General features: G+C 45.3%; 29 protein-coding genes and 1 pseudogene. 18 read left to right on the top strand and 12 right to left on the bottom strand.

Going from position 1 to position 26,301, the window contains the following annotated elements:
• Positions 1–117 precede the first annotated feature (117 nt).
• A complete protein-coding gene (locus QUB14_RS02285) occupies positions 118–1,068 on the top strand; it encodes a F0F1 ATP synthase subunit gamma (protein WP_006631110.1) in 951 nt (316 codons plus the stop codon).
• Positions 1,069–1,340: 272 nt separating this feature from the next.
• Here the strand turns inward: QUB14_RS02285 and QUB14_RS02280 are convergent, their stop codons facing one another.
• On the bottom strand, positions 1,341–1,553 hold the full coding sequence (locus tag QUB14_RS02280) for a helix-turn-helix transcriptional regulator (protein ID WP_332958465.1): 213 nt from the start codon (positions 1,551–1,553) through the stop codon (positions 1,341–1,343).
• A gap of 149 nt (positions 1,554–1,702) precedes the next feature.
• On the opposite strand from QUB14_RS02280, the gene QUB14_RS02275 reads away from it, so the two are divergent.
• The 10 genes from QUB14_RS02275 (at position 1,703) to QUB14_RS02230 (ending at position 10,203) form a co-directional block, all read left to right on the top strand.
• On the top strand, positions 1,703–2,146 hold the full coding sequence (locus QUB14_RS02275) for a hypothetical protein (RefSeq protein WP_333214075.1): 444 nt from the start codon (positions 1,703–1,705) through the stop codon (positions 2,144–2,146).
• A 7-nt stretch (positions 2,147–2,153) separates the two neighbouring features.
• On the top strand, positions 2,154–2,609 hold the full coding sequence (locus tag QUB14_RS02270; RefSeq protein ID WP_333214073.1) for a hypothetical protein: 456 nt from the start codon (positions 2,154–2,156) through the stop codon (positions 2,607–2,609).
• A gap of 15 nt (positions 2,610–2,624) precedes the next feature.
• Entirely contained in the window at positions 2,625–4,850 is a 2,226-nt protein-coding gene (locus QUB14_RS02265) for a Z1 domain-containing protein (RefSeq protein WP_333214071.1), read from the top strand.
• 241 nt (positions 4,851–5,091) lie between these two features.
• Positions 5,092–5,631, top strand: a complete 540-nt coding sequence (locus QUB14_RS02260; protein ID WP_333214069.1) for a Uma2 family endonuclease — start codon at positions 5,092–5,094, stop codon at positions 5,629–5,631.
• Positions 5,632–5,826: 195 nt separating this feature from the next.
• Positions 5,827–7,008 carry a GTPase gene (locus QUB14_RS02255; protein ID WP_333214067.1) on the top strand — a complete coding sequence of 394 codons (1,182 nt, stop codon included), beginning with the start codon at positions 5,827–5,829 and terminating at the stop codon, positions 7,006–7,008.
• 133 nt (positions 7,009–7,141) lie between these two features.
• Complete coding sequence (locus QUB14_RS02250) at positions 7,142–7,687, top strand: Uma2 family endonuclease (RefSeq protein WP_333214065.1); 546 nt, start codon at positions 7,142–7,144, stop codon at positions 7,685–7,687.
• Between the two features lie 245 nt (positions 7,688–7,932).
• Entirely contained in the window at positions 7,933–8,250 is a 318-nt protein-coding gene (locus QUB14_RS02245; protein WP_333054544.1) for a 2Fe-2S iron-sulfur cluster-binding protein, read from the top strand.
• Positions 8,251–8,307: 57 nt separating this feature from the next.
• A complete protein-coding gene (locus QUB14_RS02240; RefSeq protein WP_190738159.1) occupies positions 8,308–8,499 on the top strand; it encodes a hypothetical protein in 192 nt (63 codons plus the stop codon).
• Positions 8,496–9,578 (top strand): DUF3326 domain-containing protein, encoded by a 1,083-nt coding sequence (locus QUB14_RS02235; protein ID WP_333214062.1) that lies wholly within the window; start codon positions 8,496–8,498, stop codon positions 9,576–9,578. The genes QUB14_RS02240 and QUB14_RS02235 overlap by 4 nt, the downstream gene beginning before the upstream one ends.
• 31 nt (positions 9,579–9,609) lie before the next feature.
• Complete coding sequence (locus tag QUB14_RS02230) at positions 9,610–10,203, top strand: CPBP family intramembrane glutamic endopeptidase (protein WP_333214060.1); 594 nt, start codon at positions 9,610–9,612, stop codon at positions 10,201–10,203.
• A 142-nt stretch (positions 10,204–10,345) separates the two neighbouring features.
• On the opposite strand, the gene QUB14_RS02225 is transcribed toward QUB14_RS02230, so the two are convergent.
• The 6 genes and pseudogenes from QUB14_RS02225 to radA all read right to left on the bottom strand — a co-directional run bounded on the left by QUB14_RS02225 (position 10,346) and on the right by radA (position 14,059).
• A complete protein-coding gene (locus QUB14_RS02225; RefSeq protein WP_333214058.1) occupies positions 10,346–10,750 on the bottom strand; it encodes a TIGR02588 family protein in 405 nt (134 codons plus the stop codon).
• Positions 10,747–11,601: a TIGR02587 family membrane protein gene (locus QUB14_RS02220; protein ID WP_333214056.1), complete on the bottom strand. Its 855-nt coding sequence runs from the start codon at positions 11,599–11,601 to the stop codon at positions 10,747–10,749. The genes QUB14_RS02225 and QUB14_RS02220 overlap by 4 nt, the downstream gene beginning before the upstream one ends.
• A 109-nt stretch (positions 11,602–11,710) precedes the next feature.
• Positions 11,711–11,791 (bottom strand): annotated as a pseudogene (locus QUB14_RS28680) (type II toxin-antitoxin system HicA family toxin); the annotation flags it as partial.
• Positions 11,792–11,918: 127 nt separating this feature from the next.
• A complete protein-coding gene (locus tag QUB14_RS02215) occupies positions 11,919–12,143 on the bottom strand; it encodes a hypothetical protein (protein ID WP_333214054.1) in 225 nt (74 codons plus the stop codon).
• Between the two features lie 92 nt (positions 12,144–12,235).
• Positions 12,236–12,418 carry a DUF2281 domain-containing protein gene (locus QUB14_RS02210; protein ID WP_333214052.1) on the bottom strand — a complete coding sequence of 61 codons (183 nt, stop codon included), beginning with the start codon at positions 12,416–12,418 and terminating at the stop codon, positions 12,236–12,238.
• Between the two features lie 84 nt (positions 12,419–12,502).
• A complete protein-coding gene (gene radA / locus QUB14_RS02205) occupies positions 12,503–14,059 on the bottom strand; it encodes a DNA repair protein RadA (protein WP_333214050.1) in 1,557 nt (518 codons plus the stop codon).
• A 163-nt stretch (positions 14,060–14,222) separates the two neighbouring features.
• Here radA and rpaB point away from each other — a divergent pair, with 163 nt between their 5' ends.
• The 3 genes from rpaB (at position 14,223) to QUB14_RS02190 (ending at position 16,357) form a co-directional block, all read left to right on the top strand.
• Positions 14,223–14,954: a response regulator transcription factor RpaB gene (gene rpaB, locus QUB14_RS02200; RefSeq protein WP_071587789.1), complete on the top strand. Its 732-nt coding sequence runs from the start codon at positions 14,223–14,225 to the stop codon at positions 14,952–14,954.
• A gap of 122 nt (positions 14,955–15,076) precedes the next feature.
• Entirely contained in the window at positions 15,077–15,718 is a 642-nt protein-coding gene (locus tag QUB14_RS02195; protein WP_333214049.1) for a cofactor assembly of complex C subunit B, read from the top strand.
• Positions 15,719–16,060: 342 nt separating this feature from the next.
• A complete protein-coding gene (locus tag QUB14_RS02190) occupies positions 16,061–16,357 on the top strand; it encodes a hypothetical protein (protein ID WP_333214047.1) in 297 nt (98 codons plus the stop codon).
• Between the two features lie 31 nt (positions 16,358–16,388).
• Here QUB14_RS02190 and hpsJ-A read toward each other — a convergent pair whose 3' ends face one another.
• The 4 genes from hpsJ-A to rfbB all read right to left on the bottom strand — a co-directional run bounded on the left by hpsJ-A (position 16,389) and on the right by rfbB (position 20,259).
• Complete coding sequence (gene hpsJ-A / locus QUB14_RS02185; protein ID WP_333214045.1) at positions 16,389–17,066, bottom strand: HpsJ-like protein, cyanoexosortase A-associated; 678 nt, start codon at positions 17,064–17,066, stop codon at positions 16,389–16,391.
• A 179-nt stretch (positions 17,067–17,245) separates the two neighbouring features.
• Positions 17,246–17,914, bottom strand: a complete 669-nt coding sequence (locus QUB14_RS02180) for a cyanoexosortase A system-associated protein (protein ID WP_333214043.1) — start codon at positions 17,912–17,914, stop codon at positions 17,246–17,248.
• Positions 17,914–18,765, bottom strand: a complete 852-nt coding sequence (gene crtA / locus QUB14_RS02175) for a cyanoexosortase A (RefSeq protein WP_333214042.1) — start codon at positions 18,763–18,765, stop codon at positions 17,914–17,916. The genes QUB14_RS02180 and crtA overlap by 1 nt, the downstream gene beginning before the upstream one ends.
• A 387-nt stretch (positions 18,766–19,152) precedes the next feature.
• Positions 19,153–20,259 (bottom strand): dTDP-glucose 4,6-dehydratase, encoded by a 1,107-nt coding sequence (gene rfbB, locus QUB14_RS02170; RefSeq protein WP_190657334.1) that lies wholly within the window; start codon positions 20,257–20,259, stop codon positions 19,153–19,155.
• Positions 20,260–20,616: 357 nt separating this feature from the next.
• Here rfbB and QUB14_RS02165 point away from each other — a divergent pair, with 357 nt between their 5' ends.
• From QUB14_RS02165 to QUB14_RS02150, 4 genes are all read left to right on the top strand, one after another.
• Positions 20,617–21,159 (top strand): hypothetical protein, encoded by a 543-nt coding sequence (locus QUB14_RS02165; protein ID WP_333214039.1) that lies wholly within the window; start codon positions 20,617–20,619, stop codon positions 21,157–21,159.
• A 459-nt stretch (positions 21,160–21,618) separates the two neighbouring features.
• Positions 21,619–22,224, top strand: coding sequence for a DUF1517 domain-containing protein (locus QUB14_RS02160; RefSeq protein ID WP_190657330.1), 606 nt, complete (start codon positions 21,619–21,621; stop codon positions 22,222–22,224).
• A gap of 243 nt (positions 22,225–22,467) precedes the next feature.
• On the top strand, positions 22,468–23,349 hold the full coding sequence (locus tag QUB14_RS02155; RefSeq protein WP_333214036.1) for a hypothetical protein: 882 nt from the start codon (positions 22,468–22,470) through the stop codon (positions 23,347–23,349).
• 182 nt (positions 23,350–23,531) lie between these two features.
• A complete protein-coding gene (locus tag QUB14_RS02150) occupies positions 23,532–24,566 on the top strand; it encodes an S-layer homology domain-containing protein (protein WP_333214034.1) in 1,035 nt (344 codons plus the stop codon).
• Positions 24,567–24,661: 95 nt separating this feature from the next.
• Here QUB14_RS02150 and QUB14_RS02145 read toward each other — a convergent pair whose 3' ends face one another.
• The gene (locus QUB14_RS02145; RefSeq protein ID WP_333214032.1) at positions 24,662–26,245 is read right to left on the bottom strand and encodes a peptidoglycan-binding protein; all 1,584 of its coding nucleotides are present in this window, start codon (positions 26,243–26,245) and stop codon (positions 24,662–24,664) included.
• Between the last annotated feature and the right edge of the window lie 56 nt (positions 26,246–26,301).

Raw genomic sequence — 26,301 nt, 5'->3', positions numbered from 1 at the left:
TTTTGAACCGCAGATGAACGCGGATTAACGCAGATAATCTGAAGTTAATCTGCGTTACTCTGCGTTAATCTGCGGTTTTAATTAAGAAGATGCGGGCAAGGATGTAAGGAGAAAGTTATGGCAAATCTGAAAACTATTCGCGATCGCATTAAGTCGGTCAAGAACACTAAAAAGATTACAGAAGCAATGCGCTTGGTGGCCGCTGCAAAGGTGCGCCGCGCTCAAGAACAGGTGACTGCTACTCGGCCTTTTGCCGATCGACTGGCAGAGGTATTATACGGTTTGGCGGAACGCTTGCAGTTTGAAAACCTGGATTTGCCGCTGCTGAAAAAACGCGAAGTGCGATCGGTGGGACTGTTGGTAGTTTCGGGCGATCGGGGTTTGTGCGGCGGCTACAACAGCAACATCATCAGATACGCCGAAAATCGCGCTAAGGAAATCAAAGCTGAAGGCTTAGACTACAAATACGTGTTGGTAGGACGCAAAGCTACTCAGTATTTCCAGCGCCGCGAACAGCCGATTGATGCTACTTACGCTAACTTGGAACAAATTCCCACAGCACCGGAAGCGGCACAAATTGCTGATGAATTGCTTTCCTTGTTCCTGTCAGGAACTGTGGACAGAGTTGAGCTAATTTACACCAAGTTTGTGTCATTAATTAGTTCGCGTCCGGTAATTCAAACCTTGCTGCCCCTCGACCCCCAAGGTTTGGAAACTCCTGATGATGAAATCTTCCGCTTGACATCGCAAGGCGGACAGTTTCAAGTATCGCGCGAGAAGGTTGCTTCACCTACGAAGAGTTTGCCCAGAGACATGATTTTCGAGCAAGATCCGGCGCAAATTCTGGAGGCTCTTTTGCCTTTGTATTTGAACAACCAATTGCTGCGGGCTTTGCAAGAGTCTGCTGCTAGCGAGTTGGCTGCGCGGATGACGGCGATGAACAATGCTAGTGAGAATGCTAGCGATTTGATCGGTAGTTTGACGCTGACTTATAACAAGGCGCGGCAAGCGGCAATTACTCAGGAAATCCTGGAAGTTTGCGGCGGTGCTGAGGCTTTGAACGGTTAGGTTAGGGTTGACAATTTGTTGATTTTATGCTAGGCGTCTGAGGGAACTCAGGCGCTTTTTTTAAGATAATTCGGCGGTTGAAACTGCTTTTACACAAACGAAGTCCCTCTGTTTTTTGCTTCCGATACTGAGGAGCGAATTGTGGTGTGTTACTGTTCTTATCAACCTGTTACATCTGATTGGGAAGCCCTACAACGGGGTGAGTCTGTCAATCAGATGCTAGCAACTGTCGAGCAGTATTGAGTGGATAATTAGTTCGTAAAAGCGATCGACTATTCCTGCACAATCTCATACAAATCTTCGATCGACAAATCAAAAGTCCTCGCCAACTTGTGCAAGGCTGTCACGTCAACAGTTGCTAATCCGGGCGATCGGGCATAGGTTCTGAGCGTACTGTAAACTACTCCCGATCGCTCTGAAACTTCTTTTAGAGTCCAGCCTTTCTCGGCAGCAAATTCTCGAACCCGCAACTTAATTAATCCCATAACCTCTTGACAAGTGACTAATATAAGTCATAGAGTTATAATGTAAAAAGCGATCGCCCCCAGGTCTGGAAAACTAAAAAGCGATCGCCTATCCAAATTCAATCCCTTTACAAAAGTTTGCACTCTTTACAAAGGATTTGCTTAACATCATGTTAACAAAATTTTCGATAAAATCAACCCCCAGACACAGATTGAGCCGGTTTGTGACGAAAGAGGCGATCGCGCGGCTGCTGAAAATCAAGGTAGAACAAATATATCGCTTCGAGTGCTGGGCGCATATCCTGTACGTGCACGCCCAAGGGATGAGTCGGTTTGTGAGTTATGCCGACTTTCCGCCTGTTTTGGGAGTGGAATCGCCGTCTGGTTTAGATTTTGGTTATTGGAAGCGGCGGATGGCGAGTCAGAAAGAGAGACACGCGCCGGATTTTTGGGTGGATTTTTATGCGGCGAGATTTCAGAAAGCTGTTTGTGTTTCTGAATTGTTGGAGTGGGGGGAAATGGTGGGGGTGATTAAGTTTATGTTGCGATCAATAGCCGTGGAGTCGCTGCGAAAGGTTTATGCACAAGAGAAATATCTGCTAGAACATTTCTAAATACTAAATGATTAACGATCAGGATTTTCTGCATGGTGCAGCGTTCTTAAGATTAATTAACTCTGGCTCTAGGATTACTATCACCCATGCCTTTGAAATACATCAGTCAATATACTTAGTTGAAAGTGATAGCCGTAAGTCAGCTATTCTCTTCAAAATTTCTAAGAAAGCTACTTCTGCATGGTCTTTCACATTGAGTGCTCAGGAAAAATCTGCTCTAGCTACTGTGTATGACAAGTATCCTGACTTTTCGGCATTTATCGCGCTAGTTTGTCACAAAGACGGTATCTGCTGTATAGCTGAAGAGCGATTGTGGAGTATAGTTGATAAAAATGCAGATATTAGTGTTCAACACATATCCGTGTCTAGGCGACCTCACGGAAGTTACCATGTAAGTGGCCCAGGCAGGCAGCAGATGAATCAGACTATACCTCAGAATGATTGGCCTCGCGTAGTTTTGTAAAATAAAAAAACCGCCATGAGTAAGATTCCTATTAAAAATGATGGCTATTGTATCAACAACTTTCTTGACAGGGTGAAGAGCCAACTTGGAGACACAGCAACAGAGCAGTTAAAGCAAGTTGGTGTTGAAATTGTACAAAATTGCGTTGATGTTTACTCAACAAAATTTGACCCTGGTGATGTTGGTGCTACAGGAACAGGTATTGTTAGCAATCCTCATAAAGGCAAAATACCTGATGGTACGACTGGACTAATCTATGGGAAAGTCCAAAGCGGCAAAACTAATACTACCATTGCTACGCTGGCACTTGCTGAAGCTAATAAATTCCGTTGCTTCATTGTATTAACATCTGATAATACATGGCTAGGTAAACAAACAGCAGAGCGTTTCACGAATCAGATCAAAGGTGGCCCTGTTGTTCGTAATTGGGAACAATGGAAAAATGATCCCGTAGAATTCGGTAATCAACTGCACCACTATATTAATGATACTGGTGTTGTCTTAGTATCCACAAAAAATGTGCGTCATCTTGAGAACTTGCTTAAGGTTCTAAAGTCTGCTAAAGCCAGTAGCGTACCCACTCTGATCTTTGATGATGAGGCTGACCATGCTAGTCTAAATACCAACGAAGCCAAGAAAGCTAAGAAGGAAAAAAATACAGTTCCTGATAGTAAGATATTTGAATTAATAGCCAAAATTAGGCAACAAGTTGCTAATCACATATATTTACAAATTACAGCTCCCCCTCAAAGCTTGTTGCTGCAAAATCTGGATCACCCCTGTAAACCAGCCTTTTGCGTACTCTCTAAACCAGGCAATACTTATATAGGAGGAGACATTTTTTTTGAACAAAATAGCCAACATTGCTGTACGGTGGAAGCCGAAGAACTGGATAAGTTAAAAAAACAGAGAGGAAAAATCAACCCTGGAGATAATTGGGATATGCCGCCAGGGCTGAAATTAGCTTTGTGCTGTTTTTTTGTTGGTTCGATATACAAAATGAAATCAGCACCAAATAAAGATGCTAAGTATTCTTTTCTAGCTCATATTGACCACAAGCGCATTACTCATAGCACGTTGGAAAATGTTATTGGCAGCTTTGTTGTAGAGCTTGACAAGGCTCTGCGATCTAAATCATCTGTCACAAAGCGAGAGGATGCGCTCAAATGGCTAAGTCAAGCTCATGCAGAGTTAAGCAAAACAGCTTCTAACTTACCACCTCTCAATGACCTTGTTGTGGAGCTAGAGTATGAGTTACGAAATACTATACCAAAAGTTATTGATGCCACCAATCCAGATAAGGAACCGAAATACAGCCCAGGTATAAACATTCTAATTGGAGGAAACCGCTTGGGGCGTGGTGTAACTATTGAAGGATTGATGATTACTTATTACGGGCGTGATGCCAAGCAAAAGACAATGGACACAGTTCATCAGCACGCACGAATGTTTGGTTATCGCAAGGAATTGTTAGATGTTACTCGCCTCTTTTTACCCAAAAACATTTTAGACGATTTCCGCGCTATCCATGAGTCAGATGAGGGTATGCGTCAAGTAATTGATGAGAACACTGGCAAAATTAAGCTTACGCCAGTGTGGGTTGGTCGAAAACTTAGACCCACCCGTGCAAATGTCCTTAATCCAGCAGCCATTGGTGTTTTTACCCCAGGATCTTCTATTTACCCCCGCGATCCATTGTGGAAAGCTTCTGAAGTTAAAAAGCACACAGAAGAACTTGATAAACTTCTGTCTAAATTTAAGGGAGATGATGATGAAGACCATGAAGTAGACATCGACTATTTAATCCAGATTATTTCAGAAATGCCAAGCCGTTTCTGTTCGGGGTATCCCTGGGAAGATGAGCGAGTCAAACAGGCACTTCAAGCAATGAAAGCAGAAGGTATCCATAAGGGTATTCTCAACGTTCGTCGAGGTAAAAAGGGTGATGGGCTGGACTTGAAAAACCAAACTCGACCTTGGGTTTCTGGTTTTGCACAAAGTCAGTGGCTAAGTAAGCCCAGACAAAAATACACTGATGTCCCTGTACTCGTTGTTATGTATGAAAAAGGTGAAAAACCACAAAAGAATTGGGATAATCAACCTCTCTATTTGCCAACACTAATTCTGCCTAAGAACAAATTCGTCTTTATGTTCAATTACTCAGAGGAATCAGAAGAAGTAGAAGAGCAGCAAGAAGATGATCTAGAATGGGATGATTCAGAGGAAATAGACGAAAATTAATTGATATCACAAGCATCATATAATTCACCATAAGCCGTCAGAGAAGGAGGATGATAATTTTTGGTAGAGCTAGAAAAAAGCTTATGAAAAACCTTCGGGCGCTAGGTAGAGGGTCAATTTTTATTTGCAGAAGATGGAAAGGAGAAACTACAGTAAAGTGCGGGTACTCATCACGCAATAACTTCTCATGGTATCAACCATAATAGTAACAAGTGAATTTTGTAAAAACGAGGAAATAACTATGGTCACTGCTACCATAATATCAAACAATTTAGCTCTAGAAGAGTTCACGGTCGCTCCGCCCGATCGCATGGAATTGGTAGACGGCCAACTTGTGGAGAAAAATGGCATGACACTAAAGACGGGTAAAATTCAGTCAAGGCTAAGTCGTTACTGGGGAGATTACAAAGATTCCAGCGGACAAGGGGGAGAAGCTTATGTCGAGGTTCCTTGCCGCACCAACCAACAAATTCGCCGGCCCGATGTCGCTTATCTCACACCAGAATTAGTTGCACAATTTGGCAATCTTGCCACTTTACCCCAAAGTTTCCCTTTAATTGCCGAAATAGTTTCACCAACCGATATCGCTGAAGATGTCTTTCTCAAAGCACAGGAATATTTAGAATCTAGCTGTCAGGAAGTCTGGTTAGTTTTTCCCGAAAGTCGTTTAATATTCGTGATGACTCAAAATCAAATATTGACATTTAGATCCGGCGATACCGCCAGCACTCAACAAATCCTCATAGGTTTTAGCATCGATGTCGATCGATTGCTAGCTTAAACTAAATTCTACAACCTTTCATGTAGCAGCACGCAACACAAAACTCTCCTCTACCCGTTGCACCAGTTCTGAAATCAAATTGCTACAATATGTTTAAGAATCCTCAGTCCGCCTTCGCGGACTTCGTTTGTAGAGCATCGGAATTCTATTCGGTGGTATTGAATTAATATCCCACCATTATCGGAGCAAACCGCCATGTCAGACGACTTTTCCTTAGACGAGCTTTTAAATAGAAGTTACTACGCCTTCAAAGACGCAGAAAACCAAGTGGGACAGTGCAATGTTTTAGTCATCGGCAAAACCGGCGTCGGCAAAAGTACCCTGATAAATTCCGTTTTTCGCCAACGCTTAGCAGAAACCGGAGTCGGCCGCCCCATCACTCAAGGCATTCGCCAATATACCAAACCGAATTGCCCAATTACCGTCTACGATACTCCCGGACTCGAACTCAACGCCGAACAAATTAAAGTTATTCAATTAAACGTTGCTAAACTGATTGAAGACCAAAGACTCCTGCACCCAAAAGAACACATTCACGTCATCTGGTACTGCATCAATCACAGCGCCAATAGAATAGAATCTGTCGAGGAAAACTGGCTAAAAGAAATGGAAGTCAAAGACGTACCAGTTCTTTTAGTGCTGACTCAGACCACATCTAAAAAGCCGGGCGAGTTTTTCAAGCAACTGGAACACATGAATTTGCCGGTCAGTCAAATTATCCCCGTCATGGCTGAACCGGAAGAAATTGATGAGGAGTATACAGTAAAATCTCACGGTTTAGATAAGTTGGTAGATGCAACTTTTCAACTGCTGCCGGAAGTAGCTAAAAAAGCTTTTGTTAAAGAACAAATTGCTAATATTGCGCTCAAATCCGATATGGCATTTAAGTATCTAAGTGCTTATGTTGCAGGTTCTGCCATTGTCGGTGCGACTCCTGTACCGTTTGCTGATGCGCCGATTTTGATGACCATGCAAACGGCAATGATTGCTAATATTACTGTTATTTTTGGAATGCCCTTTGATAAGGGGTTTATTTCGGCGATGCTGTCTGCTATTAGCGGCGCTGGCGGGGTGACTGCTGTCGGCAGAAGTATTGTTACTAATTTGATTAAAATGATTCCTGGTGCGGGTACAGTTGTCGGCGGTGCTATCTCCGGTGCAACCGCAGCAACTCTCACGCTTGCCCTCGGTTTGGCTTACATTGAAGTGCTTAAAGCTTATATGAAAGCTCAAATTAATGGGGAACAACTTTCTTTGCAACAGTTAACCAAGATGTTTGTGGAAATGTACAAGGAGTATGCTAGTTCGGGGCGTAAAACTTTGAAGGATGAGCAACAGAATCAACCTAAGCCTCCCAATCAAATTAATATTGAGTAAATTGGGCATGGGGCATAGGGCATGGGGCATAGGGCATAGGGCATAGGTTATTTGTTAGTTCCAATTCCCAATTCCCAATTACCCATTACCAATTGATTGCTACAATATGAGTGAATTTTGCAAAAGGGAGTAAATGGCTATGGTAATGGCAGCCGTTTTATCAGACAATGTTTCTCTAGAAGATTTTATAGCTAATCCCCCCGACGATATGGAATGGGTGGACGGGCAAATTGCGGAGAAAAATGGCATGACAGTAAAACACAGTCGCATCCAATCTAAACTAGATTATTCTTGGAGAAGTTATAAGATATCTAGCGGACAAGGTGGCGAAGTCTATACGGAGGTTCCTTGTCGTACTGACAGGCGAGTGCGCCGTCCTGATGTAGCCTATTTGACTCCTGAACTTGTTGATCAATTTGGCGATGTTCCTACTTTGCCTCAAAGTCCGCCGTTAATTGCAGAAATAGTTTCTCCTACTGATATTGCGGAAGAAATTTTTATGAAAGCACAAGAGTATTTAGATTCTGGTTGTCTGGAAGTTTGGATAATTTTTCCAGAAAGTCGCTGGATAATGATAATGACTCAAACTCAAAAGTTAACCTTTAACCAGGGTTCTACCATCAGCACTCAGTTAGTGCTGGCGGGTTTTAGTGTTGCGGTTGAGGAGTTGTTGGCTTGAAGGCAAAAAAATAATTAGGTATAAGTGCTTTGTGGCACAGTTCCGCCGTGAGGTTTGTAATAATTTGTGAAAAAGTCATTGACAAAATGCCACTCGCTCGCCCTAGCCAATGAATAAAAAAAATTATCAATAAAAAATGCCGTTGTAAAATTGCACAAAAGCACAAACAGCGGTAAAATACTGATTGCTTTGTTTCCAAATCTAGCGTAAATTCCAATTGGGGAATTAAAACCAATAATTGATATATGTCTAAGACTTACACTGTTGAATTGATCCACCAAGGCTCTACCTATACCGTAGAAGTACCCGAAGATAAACAAATTCTCCGCGCCGCCAACGCCGCAGGCATTGAGTTGCCGAGTTCATGCAATGCGGGGGTTTGTACTACTTGCGCTGCTAAAATTATTGAGGGTCAAGTCGATCAAGTTGATGGCATGGGCGTTAGTCCCGAACTTCAGGCAGAAGGTTATGTGTTGCTGTGCGTTGCTTATCCCCGATCGAACTTGAAGATAGAAACCGAAAAAGAAGACATTGTGTACGATCGCCAATTCGGTAAATCCTAGGACTAAGCTAAAATTGACCTAAGTACCGTTAGCGGTAAAACCACTATGGATCGCCCTATGACCACCCATTTCATTTCCGCAGAAGTTGACCTCCACGAGACGGCCGAGCAACTGCACTCGGCTATTGAAATTGAACTTCAAAAGTACGGCGAACCCCTGCGGTGGGCAGTCACAGACGTGGATGTCGATCGGCAAAAGGCTGTGGTAGAAGGCTACGTGCTCGTGGAAGCATCCCCCGCAACATCGTGAACCCCCCCCCTTTGACAGTGGTTTTGATAGTCCCCACAGGCGTTGGAGCCTCGATTGGTGGGTTTGCAGGAGATGCGCTGCCGGTGGCTAGGGCGATCGCCCAAATTTCAGACACCCTAATCACTCACCCCAACGTCCTCAACGGCGCTCAACTTTATTGGCCGATACCTAACGCTCTCTACGTTGAAGGTTACGCCCTTGACAAATTTGCTGCCGGATGCTGGGGTCTGCAACCGGTACATCAAAATCGCATCGGCTTAATCCTCGATGCCGGCATTGAACCAGACTTGCAGTTGCGCCACTTGCAAGCCGTTGATGCTGCTAGAGCTACATTGGGTTTGAATATAACCGATTGTGTTTTAACCGATCGCCCTCTGCAAGTAGAATTGCGTATTTCTGAATCAGGGGCATCTTGGGGGACGATCGGCAATCCCGACAGTTTATTGCGCGCTGCGGAAAAATTGATCCAACAAGCAAGAGTAGAGGCGATCGCAGTTGTAGCCAGATTTCCCGACGATGAAGGCAGCCTCGCCCTCGAAAACTACCGCCGCGGCAAAGGAGTTGACCCCCTCGCCGGCGCGGAAGCTGTGATCAGCCACCTCATCGTCAGGACGTTTAAAATCCCCTGCGCCCACGCCCCGGCGCTGTCTGCGCTTCCCCTCGATCCGCACCTGTCCCCGCGATCGGCTGCTGAGGAAATCGGCTATACTTTCCTACCTTGCGTGCTTGCCGGCCTCAGCAAAGCTCCCCAATTGGTAGCGCCAGAAAGCCAGCAGCACAATCAATTATCAATTACCGCCGATCGAGTCGATGCGGTGGTGATACCCGCCACAGCCTGCGGCGGCAGTGCTATTCTGAGTTTGAGTGCGCGATCGTCCGTACAAATCATCGCTGTGGGGGACAACAAAACCCAGATGCAGGCGACTCCAGAAAAACTCGGAATCAAAGCTTTGCAGGTAAACTCATATTTAGAGGCGATCGGAGTTTTGGTCGCTTTGCGAGCCGGCATCAGTCCAGCTTCCTTGGGTGCAGACATCTCCTCCCTGCGTTGTTTGTCTGACTCAACAAAACAAATCTAAAATCTCAAACCTCCAATCTAAAAGTGATTAAGTGGCAGAAAAAATTCCCGAAAACCCTGAAATTGAACCCTTGACGCGCACCCAAGTTTTAGTAGCAATGGGCGTGACAGCAATTATGTTGCTGGCGGTAGCTAAATTGTGGTTGCTATTTGGATCGGTATCGCTTTTGCCAGTCAAATTGATAGGAATCGACTTGCTCAACGGATGTGCGATCGGACTGGCAATTACAGGCGGTAGTGCGATCGTTTATCACCTCTGGCCCGGTTATCGCCGCAGTGCAGACGTTTACTTGGAAGTAGTGCTCAAACCTTTGTTTTGGCCGGATTTGATTTGGCTGGGACTGCTGCCGGGACTTAGCGAAGAATTGCTATTTCGAGGCGTGATGCTGTCTGCTTTAGGATTGAATGTTATCGGTTTAGTTTTATCGAGTTTTTGTTTCGGCATTCTGCACTTGGGAGGCATGGATCAGTGGCCTTATGCTGTTTGGGCAACGGCTGTCGGATTGCTGTTGGGTTACAGCGTTTTAGCTACTGGGAATTTGTTAGTGCCAATTACGGCTCATATCTGTACGAATTTGATTTCTAGCTGTGTTTGGAAGTGGGAACACAATGCCGTGAAGCGGTAGATCGATCGCACTACAATATTGAGGTCGGGGCGGGTTCACCCGTATCTCTGCTTAATAACCAAAGTATTTTTAAACCCGCCCCCACCCAGCGACAAAATTTTATTAGGGTCACACTTACCGGACACGAGATTTGAAAACTTTGTTAAGGTAGTTTGTAGCTACTGGATCGGACAATCAATTGACCTTGACTGGGGTTGCGGCTGAAGATAAAAGCTCCTTCTTGAGTTTCGCCGCTTGACAAAAAATCAATTTGCTGCTCGCCGGATTCCAAGACTTCGCCGTTGACTCGCAATTCGGCAATAATTTGCACTGCTTCTGCCGTTTCGCCGCCAGCGTTAGTTACTGTAAACGGCACGTAAAATTGCCCTTGAGTTTCGCGAATAGGCGTGTTGCGACTGACAGAAATAATCGGAGGTTCGTGTTTTTTAGTCAGCCAGTTATAAAGTACGAGTCCGGTGAGGGTAAAAAGGATGAAGCAGGCGATCGCAAATGTCACCCATTCAGCAGCAGTTCTTTTTTGTTGCTGTTCGTTATTACTTTCACTCATACCGTCAACCTCCCCGCCGCGCCGCCAATACTCGCCGGCAATCCCAATACTAACGTATAGCTCAACCAAATCGACCACGGGTCGTCAAAACTGAGTTTCTGGAAGAAAAACATCATAAATGCAGAAGCCGCCAGGGACACTAAATAGGCCATGACAGTTTCGCTGAGGGGACGCTGAAAAATCCCTTGCTGCTGCTGCCGTTTTGCTTGATAAGTAAAGCCTGCTACAAATACAATACCGTAGGAAATTAGCAGCGAGGCGGCGATAATTGCTAATTGCCAGGGTGGCGAAATACCTGCCGCTAGCATGGGAATTTCGTCTGTTGGGGCGATGTTGAAAGCAATGATCATCGCGCCGATTAAAGTAGCGCCGATATCTGCTACAGTTGGATTAATGGTAGGTTCGTTGTCGCTGTCTGAACTTTGATAGCGATCGCCACTTAAGAAACCGTTTGCCAGGGCTACTCCCAACGCAAACGGCAGGCCTTCAAAGATGATTTTCCCTAGAGTTTCTTGCAGTGGAGTCTCCGGCGTAATTTCCCTGAGCAAAAACAGGATCAAAGCCGCGCAGACAATGCCGATGGCGATCGCTTCTACGGTATCGATTGCAGCATCTAGCCAGCGGATGTCCTTAGTTTTGCGAAAACCTTCAGTGCGAGTCAGCAAGAAAACCACGATAAAAGTAGTTGCGATCGCGATCGACATTTCCGCTGGTGTAGTATACGAACCGATCCACCAAACCTCCATCGTATAAAGCAGGGGAGTACCGAACAAAAAGCCGCCCGATGCACCTCGAATGATGTCGTTTAGTTCACTTGACCACTGATTTTTACGTCTTTTTGATTTCTTCATTTTTTAGTGAAAACGTACCTCAAAAAAGGCAATCTATAATTTAACATATTTCAAGTGTTATCGTAGATAGCATTTGCACTCAACTTTGTGCATAAGCTATTAAAAATTACTATCTATAAATTCCCGCCTGAGTACAAATTGCTCTCAGTGTACCTGATTTTATTTGATCGTGGTTAGGCATTACTAACGGAGTCTCCGTTCCATCCTGATTCTATCGCACCATGACAATATGTTCGCGTTCTCTAATAATCCGAAAACCCAACAACTGAAATGTTTTGATGACTCGTCTTTTAGAAGCATCGACAGGAAACTTGACATTAAATAGCCACCTCTGCTTCTACTAAAAAAGTCTCGATCGCAGGTGATTCGTTTTCCATTGTTTCTTTGCCAAATACTTCGATGTAGCAACGAATAGCTGACGTGACATCAGGTAAGGCTTCCTCATAGGTGTCACCTTCACCAACGACGGTACTTTTGATTCCGAGGGGATAGGCTACATAACCATCAGGATGTTTTTCAAGGATGATTCTAAATTGTTTCATCTTCGCCTCTTTATTTTTCAACTAACTTAATTCACTACAGCCGCGCATAAGCATCAAAATAAAGGCATGAGTGTCCAACAGCCTCATTCCATCTACTCCTTAAACTCTTCTAGCGGTTCGTCAAAATCATCGGACATCCAAACCATTCCTTTAGCACTTCCTGCTTGTCGATTGGGTTTAGCTTGTTTGGGAATTACTACCAATTTTACAACAGGCTGGTTATCTTGAGTAATCGCAATTTCTTCCCTTCTCATTGCCGCTTCGATTAATTCCAAAAGCTTTTATTTGGCTTCAACCATGTCTACTTGATACATAATTCGTGGCTACTTACTATCAATTTCAAACATCACTATTTTAACTCAATTCAACAAATCATCTTCCTCCAAATCAACAGACTGTAACTCCATCTCACCAGACTGCAACTGAGCCGGAGTAGCCGGAATCGCCGCAATAATTGCATCGATTACTTTCGCCACCGGAATAATCTCCATCCCCAACTCAGGCACCGGTTGATTCTTAGGAATAATCGCCCTTTTAAAACCCAATTTCGCCGCCTCCCTCAGCCGCAACTCTAATTGGGAAACCGGCCGCACCTGTCCCCCCAAACCAACTTCCCCAAGCAAGACAGTGCGTGCATCAACCACCCGATCGCGAAAACTGGCCACAACGGCGATCGCAACTGCCAAATCGGCCGCCGGTTCATCCACCTTCAACCCGCCCACCGTCGCCAAAATCACATCTAATTTAGATAAAGGAATCCCCACCCTTTTCTCCAAAACAGCTAAAATTTGCTGCAATCTAGCATTGTCCACACCAGTAGTAGTGCGGCGCGGCGAACCAAAACTTGCAGGGCTGACTAACGCCTGAATTTCCACTAAAATCGGTCGAGTTCCTTCGCAAGTAACAGTCGTCGAAGTACCGGGAGAAAATTCATCTCTATTCCCTAAAAACAACTCCGACGGATTATCTACTTCTCGCAAACCGTTGGCTACCATTTCAAAAACACCGATTTCGTGAGTCGCGCCAAAACGGTTTTTCATCGATCGCAAAAGTCGATGAGAAGCAAAGCGATCGCCCTCAAAATACAGTACAGTATCTACCAAATGTTCCAAAACCCTCGGCCCCGCCAAAGCTCCATCTTTCGTAACGTGACCGACAATAAATAAAGTAATATTTTCCCTTTTCGCAACCTGCATCAAAGCAGACGTACATTCCCGCACCTGAGCCACCGAACCCGGAGCCGATGTTAAACTAGCAAAATAAATAGTTTGGATGCTGTCAATCACCGCCACATTCGGTTTCAGCGCTTCCAACTCCCGCAAAACAACTTCTAAATCCGTCTCGGGAAGCAAATAGAAATTCTCCGCTGAATTGTCCTCCGAATCCTTTTTAGCTTCCCCGTTGCTGCCAGATTTATGCCCGCCGTTGCTTGACAACTCAACCGGATTAGCCACGCCCAAACGCTGCGATCGCAACTTCACCTGCTGGCCCGACTCCTCCGCACTCACATACAGTATTCTATCCTTGCGGGCCAACATATTCGCCACCTGCAACAGCAGCGTCGATTTCCCGATTCCCGGTTCCCCGCCAATCAACACCAGCGATCCGGGAACAATCCCGCCTCCCAAAACTCGATCGAGTTCCCCGTAACCAGAAGGCCAGCGAGACTGAGTTTGGTCGGAAATCTGCGATAATCTGAAAGATACCCTTGGTTGACCCTTCGACTTATCAGGGGGCGAACCGCCCACTGTCTTAGTTGTCACCCCTGTTAAACCAGCCCGCGACACAGCAGCAGTAGGTTGTTCTAACTGCTCGTCAAAAGAATCCCACTTCTGACAGCTAGGACACCTGCCAAAATATTGTGGTGAATCATACCCGCATTCCCGACAAATATATTGTATTCGAGGCTTAGGCATTGTTTTATGATAAATAGTCACCCTAAAAATTTAGAAAAGTCTGATTTAAAGCAATTATCAAGCTTTCAGACCGATCGCCGCCCATGATTCAATTTGTGTCCTCTATGATAGGGTACAAAAAATTAACATTATCTGAAATGTAACTTAAGGAGTGCTCGGTAACTTGGAAAACCATAAAGAAAAAATTCTGGTAGTCGATGACGAAGCCAGTATCCGCCGCATTCTGGAGACTCGCCTTTCCATGATTGGCTACGATGTCGTCACCGCTGCTGACGGCGAAGAAGCTCTCGAAACATTTCGCAACACCGAACCCGACTTAGTGGTTTTGGACGTGATGATGCCGAAGCTAGACGGTTACGGCGTCTGTCAGGAGTTGCGTAAAGAGTCAGACGTACCCATCATCATGCTAACTGCTTTGGGAGACGTAGCCGATCGCATCACCGGTTTAGAATTGGGCGCCGACGATTACGTCGTCAAACCTTTCTCTCCCAAAGAACTCGAAGCCCGCATCCGTTCGGTACTGCGGAGGGTTGACAAAAACGGAGCATCGGGCATTCCCAGCTCCGGAGTCATCCACGTCACCAATATTAGGATTGACACCAACAAGCGCCAAGTTTACAAAGGCGACGAACGAATTCGGCTCACGGGCATGGAATTCAGCCTGTTAGAACTGCTTGTCAGCCGTTCGGGAGAGCCTTTTTCGCGATCGGAAATTTTGCAGGAAGTGTGGGGATACACGCCAGAACGCCACGTAGACACCCGCGTAGTGGACGTTCACATCTCGCGGCTTAGGGCAAAGTTGGAAGACGACCCCAGCAATCCCGAATTAATTCTTACCGCCCGCGGCACCGGCTATCTCTTCCAGCGAATTGTCGAAATTGGAGAAGTAGGATAAAGTCACTTGGCAGTTGGCAGTTGACGGTTGACGGTTGACGGTTGACAACCAACAGTCAACAGTGAACAGTCAACAGTGAACAGTCAACAGTGAACAGCCAACAGTGAACAGCCAACTGACAAATGACTAAATCTGATCCCAATAAAGTTTTGCGGCAATTGCCCTTAGTTGCAGGAGGGTTAGCAGGTACGCTGCTAATGGTCAACCGCTTGCTGACAGAGCAAATCACAGATTCTCAAGCTCGATCGGACGCTTTGGGAGTAATTATTAGCGCTTTGCTGATTTTAACAGGTTTGCTGTGGCAGCAGGTGCAAGCGCGATCGCCCGATTCCGTAAAACTTATCGGCGAAGAAGGTTTTGAATTTGCACCGGATTTGCCGGAGGCTGTGAAAATAGAATTAGCCTGGGCGTCGCGTTTGCTGTTGACAAATACCGCCACAAGGTCGATCGTAATTGTGTATCAGGGAAAAGTTTTATTGCGGCGCGGTATTTTAGGCATCAATCCCGAAGTCAAACCAGGGTCGATTTTGCAGCGAGTGCTCGACAAAAACAAACCAGTTTATTTAGTAAATCTCAATATTTATCCCGGGCGAATTGAATTTGACTATTTGCCAGAAAATACTCAAGGAGTTATCTGTCAACCTATCGGCAGCCAAGGCGTTTTAATCTTAGGTGCTAACGCGCCCCGCAGCTACACCAAACAAGATGAAAACTGGATTGAAGGGATTGCCGACAAACTAGAAAATACCATCAATCGATTTTAGATTTTAGATTTTAGATTTTAGATTGTGGATTTTAGATTGTGGATTGCACAATGCCAGCTCTGTCAAGGTGCGATCGTCTTCGAGGGCTGCGCTAACGACGGATTTGCCTCATTCTAGGTGTTGGCTATCGGCAATAAACAAGATTTATCGGAAAATTGGGTTTAAAACCCCGTGCTTCTAGCACGGCTTTGTGTCAAAATAGGATTGGTCACAGACCCGCCCAGATTTGAGATACTCCAAAATAAACAGCTTGGTTGAAAGTCCTGTCAGAGTTGCGATCAGAAACAGGGGAAGCAAAAAGGGCAATGGAAGTCCAACCCTAAAAGCAAACAAGTATTTTACTTGCGTACAAAACAGAAAAGTCGCCGTAGGGCATTGGGAGACTTAAAACGGACATGGAGAGAAGGTAAGACTGGCTTGCTAGCACATCTGAGCGAAGTGTCAAGAATCACCGTTGCTTTAGCGGGCGTGAGTATGTCAATACCGATATCTTTTGAAAAGAAGAAGAGCGAGCGAGCCCCCCAACAAAATTTGCAGGGTTTGAGGGTATTCTTCGCCACTCCTGAGCCGGCTGTGTGCACAGGGCGGCTCTTAGTCCTCAACAACGCTCTCCGGGTGCGCCGCAGCGCACCTTACTAGCTCAAAACTCTCAACTCAAAACTCAAAACTACTACCGAGCCCAGTCAGTACCGCGCCACAGCGTAAAAAACAAAACACTAGAAATCAGCGCGCCCAGCAGCCACTTAATAGCATTTTTAAATAACCCCAAGCGCTGACTTGACTTAACCGCAGCGCTTTGCGTCTGCAACCGGTCCTTAGCCGGAGTAATTCTCGAAAGAATTTGCTCTTTCAATTGCTGTGGGTTTTGCGTATCCGCTGGTACCCCCAAACGGGTAAGTTCCCCGGCCAAATTCCTTAAATCTTCAGGACTACCCTTATTCAGCCGTTCTTCCACCTGCTGCAACTGAGCTAATTGTTGGTTGGCTTGAGTAGTAATTTGCTGGTTGTTTTGGTTGTTGACGTAGATAGTGCCAAAAATTCCCAAAGGTAGCATCAACAGAAAAACCAGACCTAGCAGCAGACACACCCAAGACAAAACCTTCAAAAAAACGTCTTCCAAGCCTCTGCGATCGTACCCTTCTCCAAAAAATATCAGCGCCATTGCCAGTAAAGGAACTGGCACCCGTTCCACTACAGCCCCAATCGTTTGCAATTCCCAGAGGCGATTGCCAAAATTTGCTGGTATAAGAACTGCAATCGCATCTAATACAGACAGAATTAATAGACCGTAGCCAATCCAACGCAGTCTGTAGATAGAAAAACCTTGTTCGCCTTGTAAGTCATTCATAAAATAATCAGAGTTGTTGTTAAGAAAAATCTCTCTTGACCCCGCCCAAAGAACGGATACAAGTCACCGACAACAGTCGTGGAGAGTCAAAAATTTTTGACTCTTGTTCCAGCTTCCCGATTCACCTGTGGAGTAAATCTAAAAGCTAAAAGCTAAAAGCTAAAATCGACTGACTCGACTCAAGGCTCGGGGAATCGCGGCTGCCACCACCCATACCAAGAAACCCAAGCATTCTCTAGAATTTTTTTGGCATCTTCTGGAGTTGTTTTATCCAAAGGCACAGACATCTGAGTCCACAAACAGCGCCGGTCTTGAATATTTCCCCTACCCAACAACCAAAACAGAATACGGTTTGGCTGCCAATCGCGAGTATTTCGATTATATCTAAACTGTTGGGAAGTTACTGTAGCACTGCCATTAGGATTGATACACGAACTCAAATAAAGTCGATTTTGCTGTTGCAAAATTCCGTGAAACCCCGCGGCTTGAGTGTTTGCCAATGCTAGTTTACCAGGAGACGACTTGAGAATAGTATGTCCCTTCATCAGGCCTTCCACATCTCCAATGGTGTTTACCGCATACCGCATCTCTATTTCTAGAGCCATGCTATTCTTTTGATATTCATATTTCCTGGCAGCTTTTAATCCTGAATTGTCCTTAATTTCCAGAAGCGCGCTCTTGTTTAGTTTCCAGTCGGCTAGAGGCACCGACTCGGGAAACTCAAACGGGGTTGCCACATTCTTGTTGGGAGATGGATAGAAAACCAATTTTCCGGCCACCAACAAAACCCCTCCCAAAGTAACAGCCAACAGGGAAAGCCTAAGTGGTTTCCAAGAGGTAAGAGCCATTAGCAATTCTGTCCTTCCTTATTTTGGGGTTGGTCTTTCAAAATTGCAAACCAGCAGAATAACCCGAAAATAAATACAGCAATCATAGAAAAGATTACCGAACCATTTCCTTCGTGCCAGTATTTAAATGCTTCGGGTTGAGATAGCGATACCAGCACGGCCATGAGACCAACTCGCGCTGAATTCACTACAAATGCAGTAATTACTGCCACGATGGGCAATATAATTTTCTGACCCGTAGTGGTAGGAAACATCAGTAAGAAAACCAGAGCTAGTCCTAACAATTGTAGCATCGAATTTACGCCAGAACAGCCGTGATAAACTTCCACGCTGCCCTTTTCCAGAATTAGCAAAACCCCTTTCCGCACAACTTCAAAGCCTAGATAGTGCAGGAGGAAAGCTGAAAATTTTGCTGTTAATAGGGCGACATCAACGAATACTCCGATCAATCCGGGAGGAATAGCTGTATAGCCAAGAATTAGAAGTTCCTGCCTATATTGTTTCAGTCCTTTTGTTCCAGAAGCCAGCAAGGCGAGACTGATTCCAGACAAAAAAGGCGTTGCTCTGATAAAAAAGTCGTATCCAGATATCGACGAACTTTTGAGCAATATTAAAGCAATTAAGGATGACCCAAAGAAGCTGGCGAAAATTCCGCTTTCAAAAGTTAAGGATTCGTGCCTTTCCCAAATGAGAAATGCTACAACTCCCCAAAACAGGAACATTGTACCGAACAGGTCAGTGTCGTTGGTTCTGGAAGTCAGAGTTAGGTGTAGGACAATCAAACCGGAGGCGATGCCTAACAGCCAGTATTTAGGTTCTTGGACGTGCTTGAGCCAGTTTATTTCGGTCATTGGTGCTTTTTGTTTTTCCTAAAAGCTTCTAAAATGCTTAATCTTGTAACTCTATTAAAATTATCAGCTACAAACACTTGAATTTATGCCTTTGGGGTGATTTTTAACTAAATCTTCACAAAGATTGACAATGGCGAATGTGTGTGATAGTTACCTCCACCTAATTAAATCTGAAGTTAGGCGCAAAGATTAAAGAAAACAGGTTTTTTAACTGTGATCGATCGCACTCCACGAAAGATTTTCTTCCCTCAAACCCGGTTTCTGCGCCTAGAGTTTAAATGTAAAGCTTGAAGGCAAGACAGAAACCTTTCTTGGACGCACTCTTGAGCTTGAAAACCAGTTTTTTACCGGGGCTGGTTTTTGGTAGCCCGTGCGTCCAAGAGTAGATTAATTAGAGTAAACTTTCCGGTAGTAAGTTTGATATTCCTCCGAAAGCAGGGGTTCCCACCACTCCCGATGGGCTAAGTACCATTCTACAGTCTGCCGCAAACCTTCTTCAACTGTTACTGAGGGAGTCCAACCTAACTCAGTTTTAATTTTGGTGGCATCAATAGCATAACGCCGATCGTGCCCGGCTCTGTCTTTGACAAATGTAATCAATTGTTCGCAAGGACGGGCGGGTAAATCAGAAGCTAATTCGTCCATTAGCTGGCACAGCATTTTTACTAGATCGAGATTTTTTACCTCGTTGTTGCCGCCAACATTGTAGGTTTCCCCAGGCTGACCACGGTGAATAACGGCATCTAAAGCGCGGCAGTGGTCGAGAACGTAGAGCCAATCTCGCACGTTTTGACCGTCGCCGTAAACTGGCAGCGGTTTGCCCAATAGCATATTGATGCACATTAATGGAATGAGCTTTTCTGGGAAGTGATAGGGGCCGTAATTGTTGGAACAGTTGGTGATAATTGTCGGGACGCCGTAGGTGTGGAAATAGGCGCGGGCGAGGTGGTCGCTGCCAGCTTTGGAGGCTGAGTAGGGACTGTTGGGCGAGTAGGCAGTTGTTTCTGTGAAGGCTGGGTCATCGGGGCCGAGACTGCCGTAAACTTCGTCGGTAGAAACGTGAAGGAAGCGCATTTGTGCTTTGAGAGATGCCTCATCAATTGCTTCAAAATGCTTGCGGAAGGCTTCTAAAAGTGTGAAGGTTCCGACAACGTTTGTTTGAACAAAGGCTGCTGGCCCGATAATTGACCTGTCAACGTGGGATTCTGCGGCAAAGTGGGCGACTGTGGTGATGTTTTCTTCTTTGAGCAAGGTATCGACTAGGGTACGATCGCAAATATCCCCCTGCACAAACCGAAAATTTTCGCCTCCTTCCAAAGTTGCCAGGGTTTGTCGGTTTCCGGCGTAGGTTAAAGCGTCCAGTACCACTACTCGATCGCCCGGATAGCTGCTGCACCAGTGATGCACAAAATTCGAGCCGATAAATCCAGCGCCGCCCGTCACCAACAATCGGCGAGGGGCTCGCTCAATGCCTTGATTCGCGTTGTCTGTCATAAAAATAAGAGTTATTCCAATAACTAAGCCTTTACAAAAGTAGCCTTAAAAGTAGTTTGTCACCAAGTGTTTGCGGCCATGTAACTAAATTTTCTACAGTCTCACCTCAGATTTTCTAATTTGGGCGCGATCGAAGTATTGGTTCACAAAACTTGAACTTCTACCGATCTGTTAGCCGAAACGCTTACAGAGCAAGCATTGCAAATTTTTAAGCTGGCAAATTTAAATTTGAATTGCGTGAGGCTATAGTTGATATTTGCGATCGATCCTCGATATGGGCGGCGCGCAGAGTTGATACATTTGTAAAGAGCTGTTACCATTAATTTTTTAATTATCCTTTACAATCTCCAGAGCACCATGAAGAAGTTTCAAGTGTTAGCTGGCATTGCTTCCGTCGTCGCGATCGCAAGCAGCATCGCCCTAGGTGACGCTGCATCTGCTTTCCCCTGTTCCTACAGCAAATCTGGGGCGGCTAAATCTGGTTCTGCGACAACGATCCTAGGTTCCGGCGGCTCGGAGCGGATGAATCCGTGGAAATCTTACAAAACAGCAGCTCTCGGTTTCCTCGGTATGGCTGGGCTTGGGGGCGCAGGTGCGGTCTACATGAGCTACCGCGCCGGCAAGCGCGCTTCTGCTGCTTGCGCTGCGATGACCGATAATTTTGAAGTTTTTGAAGAGTCGGCTCCGATCGCAGATGCAGGTGTTTCTGGACACATGGAAGTTCCTGCCTTGCTCGATTTGGCGCCGGCGGGTGCTGTAGCTGAGTCAGCAGACGCGGTTGCAGCCGTTCGCGAACACCCGGAAGCTCCGGGTGGTGAGCTGGATTTGCCAGTTTCGCCAGTTGCTGAGTTGAGTTCTGAAATTGCGATTGAACAAGTCCAAAGCGCGATCGTCAAATAGTTATCTCAAACCAAAGTATTCGCTTAGCGCACCTCCAATCTTCCAAGATTGGAGGTTTTTTGAGTGGAAATTCTCTACCCTACAATTTCTTGTCATTGCGATCGCGAAGCACTGCAAACAATAGACAGATGAATCGATAGCACACAATATTATATTCCGGCCAAGCAAACGAGCGCTGAATTAATATCAATTAAAAAAACTCTTGCTACAATCATCAATCTCATACTAATTAATTATTAAAAGTCGCCGCTCTTTGTCAGGACAAGGCTGTGGCGTTTCCCTACTGTATTTGATCCGAGTGAAAACTGCTATAAAATTAGATGACTCAAAGCGAAACAGTACCCGGCAGAGGCGATCGCTAAAAATACTCTTCAGATCAATCTGAGGGTAGACGGCAAGAGTTCAAATCCCCTGCTATGGTGGAAAATATAGCCCTACAGATTACAACTATAGGTTATTATGAATGCTTGGCGCGATCGATTCAATCAATTTACAGGTAAAACTAGATTGGCAGTTTGCCGCGTGTTCGTTCACCTAACAGGCGAAGAAGTTGCACCGCTGTTAGGAGTTCTCAACCGCACCGCTAGAAAAGCAATCGATGCCGATGGCGACATAGTAGTTTTAGGAGAAGGTCTTGTAGAAATTTGCAATCACCTGTTGCAGTACGACAACTACTGGCAGTCAGCCGCCAATGAGGGCGATGTTTTTTGGAATGAAGGGGAAGCCGGCGATTATGTGGATGAACTTTTCATTGATTCAGCCGATCGCTATCTCAGCGAGCCTCAATACAGCACATCTGTTTACGATCAAAAATCCCCCTTGTCTTTGCCGATAACTAGAAATATCGTAGTGATGCTGACAGTTGCGTATGAAGGGGAAGTTCCTGCCCTAGAAACTGACCTCGCTGACATCAGCACGCTGAAAGTCGGTTTAAAAGCCCTGATTAATTTACATTACCAAGAAAGGCTCCGAGCTGTGCAAGTTCACTTTTCTCCCGCACAGTTGGGAGACGAACTTACCAACGACCAAGTGTTGGTCAATTTCCCCGAACTTATTCCCATTTAAGGAAGGAAGAAGGAAGAGGGAGAAATTACCAATTACTATTTACCAAAATTACCACAGCACATTCCCTGTATATGTAGTACACAGAATTTTCTAGGGATTAAGGTGCGTCGCTCGCAAAAATCTGCAAGTTTTATCCAAAATAGTGCAGCGACGCACCCTACAGATTAACACCACACAATATAGCTGCTACTGTACTTGTTAAAGATGGAATAGGCTGTATTTACTCATTACCAATTACTATTTATGATGCTGCGAAAACTGACAATTTATTTAATGGCTTTAACTTTTTTGGGGACGGCAATCGGCTGCGGTTCACCTCGCACACAAACTTATACAAATCCTGCTGGCAATCCAAATATTAACACAGTGCGCCCGGCACCAAACAATAACTTGGCTCAAGGCCAATATCCCGTACAGCAAGCTACCTACGACGATGCTGATGGCGAATACAGTTTGATGTTGCTGAATACTCCCCCCGGCAGTCCCCCAGTTTACCGCACTAGGGATTTGCAAATGGCTCGCTTAACAGATGAAGAAATATCGGCAGGCAAGAAAAGTTATCTAAATGTGGATAACAATCAAGCGGTTTTGCATTTGACAGAAGATTTTAAAATTGAGTACGTTCACAACGTTACCGAAACTGTTCCGAATCCTCAAACAGGTCAGCCCCAAACCGTAGTAGTGAGACAGCAATCTGGCTTCTGGGCACCGTTTGCTGGGGCTATAGCCGGTCAGGCGATCGGCAGTTTGTTATTTAGACCGCGATATTATATGCCGCCAGTCTATCAGCCGGGGATTATGACAGGATATGGCGGGTATGGTAATACTTACGGCCAAGCTGTTCAGCAGTATGAAACTCGCTATCGAACTCCGCCTCCGGCTGTGAGAAACCGTCAAGTTTTAAGGACGACCGGCCGCTTGCGATCGCCCACCTATAACCAGCCAGTAAGACCCTCAGCACGCCCAAATGGCAATCGATCGACCGGTTCGGGTTACGGTGGCAGCACTTTGAGGCGATCGCCGCAGCAACGTCAAAATCAATACAAGCGGCAGCCGAGTTTTGGTAGTGGCAGGAATTCTCGTCAACCGAGTCGGAATCGCTCTTTCGGGAGTAGAAGGCGCTGAGTTGAAAATGGCAAAAATCAGCAACTGAGATCGGTAAAAGTTGATTTTATCAATCCTCCCGATGCCACGCAGGCGCAGGTATAGAGAGTGAAAACTTTGGAATAATTGATTTAGCCTTCTCTGTTTCCCCCAGACCCAAAAAATATGTGATTTAATTTCTACATTAGTATGTAGGTGACAATATGTCTTCTTCACAACCCCCGTCAGGGGAAAGAAACCCTCTAGGATTGGATGAATTGATTGCGATCTTGGTTGCCTTCGGCACGATGGGAGCCATCTTATTTTGGGTAACAGGTAAAAATCCAGATCGATTGAATGCCAGAAATTGGCAATTTCCAGCCGTTTTTTCTCAACCTGCTGTTACGCCCGCGAGTCCGGGAATATTAACACCCGAATCGCCAAGTTCCGATTTGCGATCGCCCGCTACAACTATCATTCCCTCAGAACCGGATGCCGCACCTGTGGGACCTTTAGGGCCGGTTTTACCGCAAAATCCTCCGGTGGGTGTAATCGTTGTTCCTCCCAAGCCAATTGCGCGATCGACTCCCGCTCCAGCAATTACCAAACCGAAAGCTGATAAACCCAAAGCCGATAAACCCAAAGTTGGGCCCGTTAGATTCTCCGATGTTCCGGAGAAATATTGGGCGCGTCCGTTCATTGTAGCTTTAGTCGATCGGAAAATTTTTGCTGAGTCCACCGACAGCAAATTTCGTCCCGACGAACCGATGACGCGAGCCGAACTAGCGCGCTTAATTCAGCGAATGTCCGACGACAAACAACCGATCCGAAAACCAATTGATTTTAAAGACGTAAAAGACCAGAGTCCTGCCGGTCCTGCGATCGACCACACCGTCCAAACTGGATATCTTAAAGGGTACCCAAACAATGAGTTCCGTCCCGACAAACAGATTCCGCGTGTCGAAGTCATCGCAGCTTTAGCGAGCGGTTTGAGCCTGAAACCATCCACAAAAGCAACCAAAACTTTACAAGTTTATACAGACAGGGCAAAAGTGCCGAAATGGGCAGTTAACAAAGTAGCATCAGCGACAGAAGCTGGCATTGTTGTCAACCACCCGAAGCGCGCACTTTTGCAGCCTAATAAAACAGCAACTCGAGCTGAAGTAGCAGCCATGGTTTACCAAGCTATGGCCAAAAAAGGCCAAGTACCTGCTAAGTCTTCTGAGTATGTTGTGAAGCCTTTAAAGTTGCCCAAATAATATTTTAGGGGCGTTGCTCCTAGCCCGCCCCACAATAACATTTAATCCTTATTGTTTGTAGTCAGGACTGAAGCCTTCACTACGAAGCAGCTAAATTAATCTTGAAACACCATAATACTGCCCGAATAGCAAGCTACCCAAACCTGATTAGTTTCCGGATCGTAAGTAATCCCAATCGGACTTGAATTAACCTTCACTGTTTGCAGCACTTTCATATCGCTCGTCCTAACTTTGCTAACAGTATTCGAGAAATAGTTGACCACATAAAGCAGTTTTCCCTGATCGGAAATTGTCATGCTGCGAGGTGCTTTTCCTGTAGAAACTTTGTCTACCACTTTACCCGTTTTTAGGTCAATTTTTGCCACATTTCCTTCACCATTTAAAGTGGCATAAAGATACTTTCCATTGGGATCGATCGTCAAATGACGCGGCGCATTGCCAATATTCTTCAGCCATTCTACCGAAAAGTCGATGAGATTCACTTTCGCAATATCGGAAGAACCCATGATGGCAACATAGGCATTTTTTGAGTCGGGAGTAACAACAATACCCCGAGGATATGCACCCAGTTTAACTCGCTCTATTTCGAGATTTTTATTGATATCAACTACGCTCAAATCCCAACTGCACCAATTGCTAGCCAGCGCGAAGCGATTGTCAGGTGAAACAGCATTGAATTTCGGAACTGCACCTACAGGAATTACCTTTTCTATTTTCAAAGTTTGGGTATTGATGCGGTACAGAAAACTTTGGTCGTGTTTTGCCGCTGGAGAACACCTGTCGGTTCCCGGATTTCTAAACCCGGAACCGTACATTTTGTAGTTGGAGACGTAGGCATATTTGCCATCGGTTGAAAAAGCCGCTTCTACGGGAGAGCCTTTATAATTGCCTTGGAATTTAGAAAAGCCGAACTTCGACAAGTTTACTGTATCGGGAATAGTCTTGACTAATTTAAAGTTCCTGTCGTAAACTGTGATTGTGTGGCGGTACATCATGTTTTGAGCAAAAAACAAACCCGCTCCCGAATAAACTATTGATTTGGGCGATATGTTACCGTAAATGGTTTTTTTCAAGGTCATTTTTCCTTGAGTATTATCGGGAGGATTTACGAGGGTTGGGGGTGGTAATTCACTTTCTTTATCCTCGGAATTTTCCGTTTTAAATGGTGGCAAAGACGGTTCTTGAAATAGAGGTTCTTGGGTCTGAGTATTAGTTTGATCTTCGTCGAGTTCGTTTGTGTTATCTGTGGCGGTAGGAGAGGGGGAAGATCGATCGACATTTGGCGAGATTTTTTCCGCAGCTTCCATGCTGGTATCTTCCGGCTTACCTTTCAGTGCTGACAAGGTTTTAGGGCCAACAATTCCGTCAACTTTCAGGTTGTTCTCTGCTTGAAACTTTTTCACAGCAGCCTGGGTGAGAGAACCGTAAAATCCTGTAGCCTTACCGCTAAAATAGCCTGCGTTTTGTAGAGTTTTCTGAAGTTGGGCTACTTCCGGGCCTGAATCACCTTTTTTGATGGCGAGTGCGGGATTGACTAAATTGACAATTGTGAGAGCGATCGTAAAGAAAAGTAAAGGAGTATAGGCTAAATTCCGGTGCATTTTTGAGTGGGTCGATCGAGCTTGACCCGCAGCCGTTTCCCAAGTTTCAGCTAAATGTAGGTAGGCCAGTCCGTCCATAGTTTTTACCGGGTATTTTTGGTGCTATGATACACCAGTTAACTTTGATGAAAGAG

This window comes from Microcoleus sp. B3-D2 (assembly GCF_036705345.1).
GTDB lineage: Bacteria > Cyanobacteriota > Cyanobacteriia > Cyanobacteriales > Microcoleaceae > Microcoleus.
This window is presented reverse-complemented; position numbering and strand designations above follow the sequence as displayed.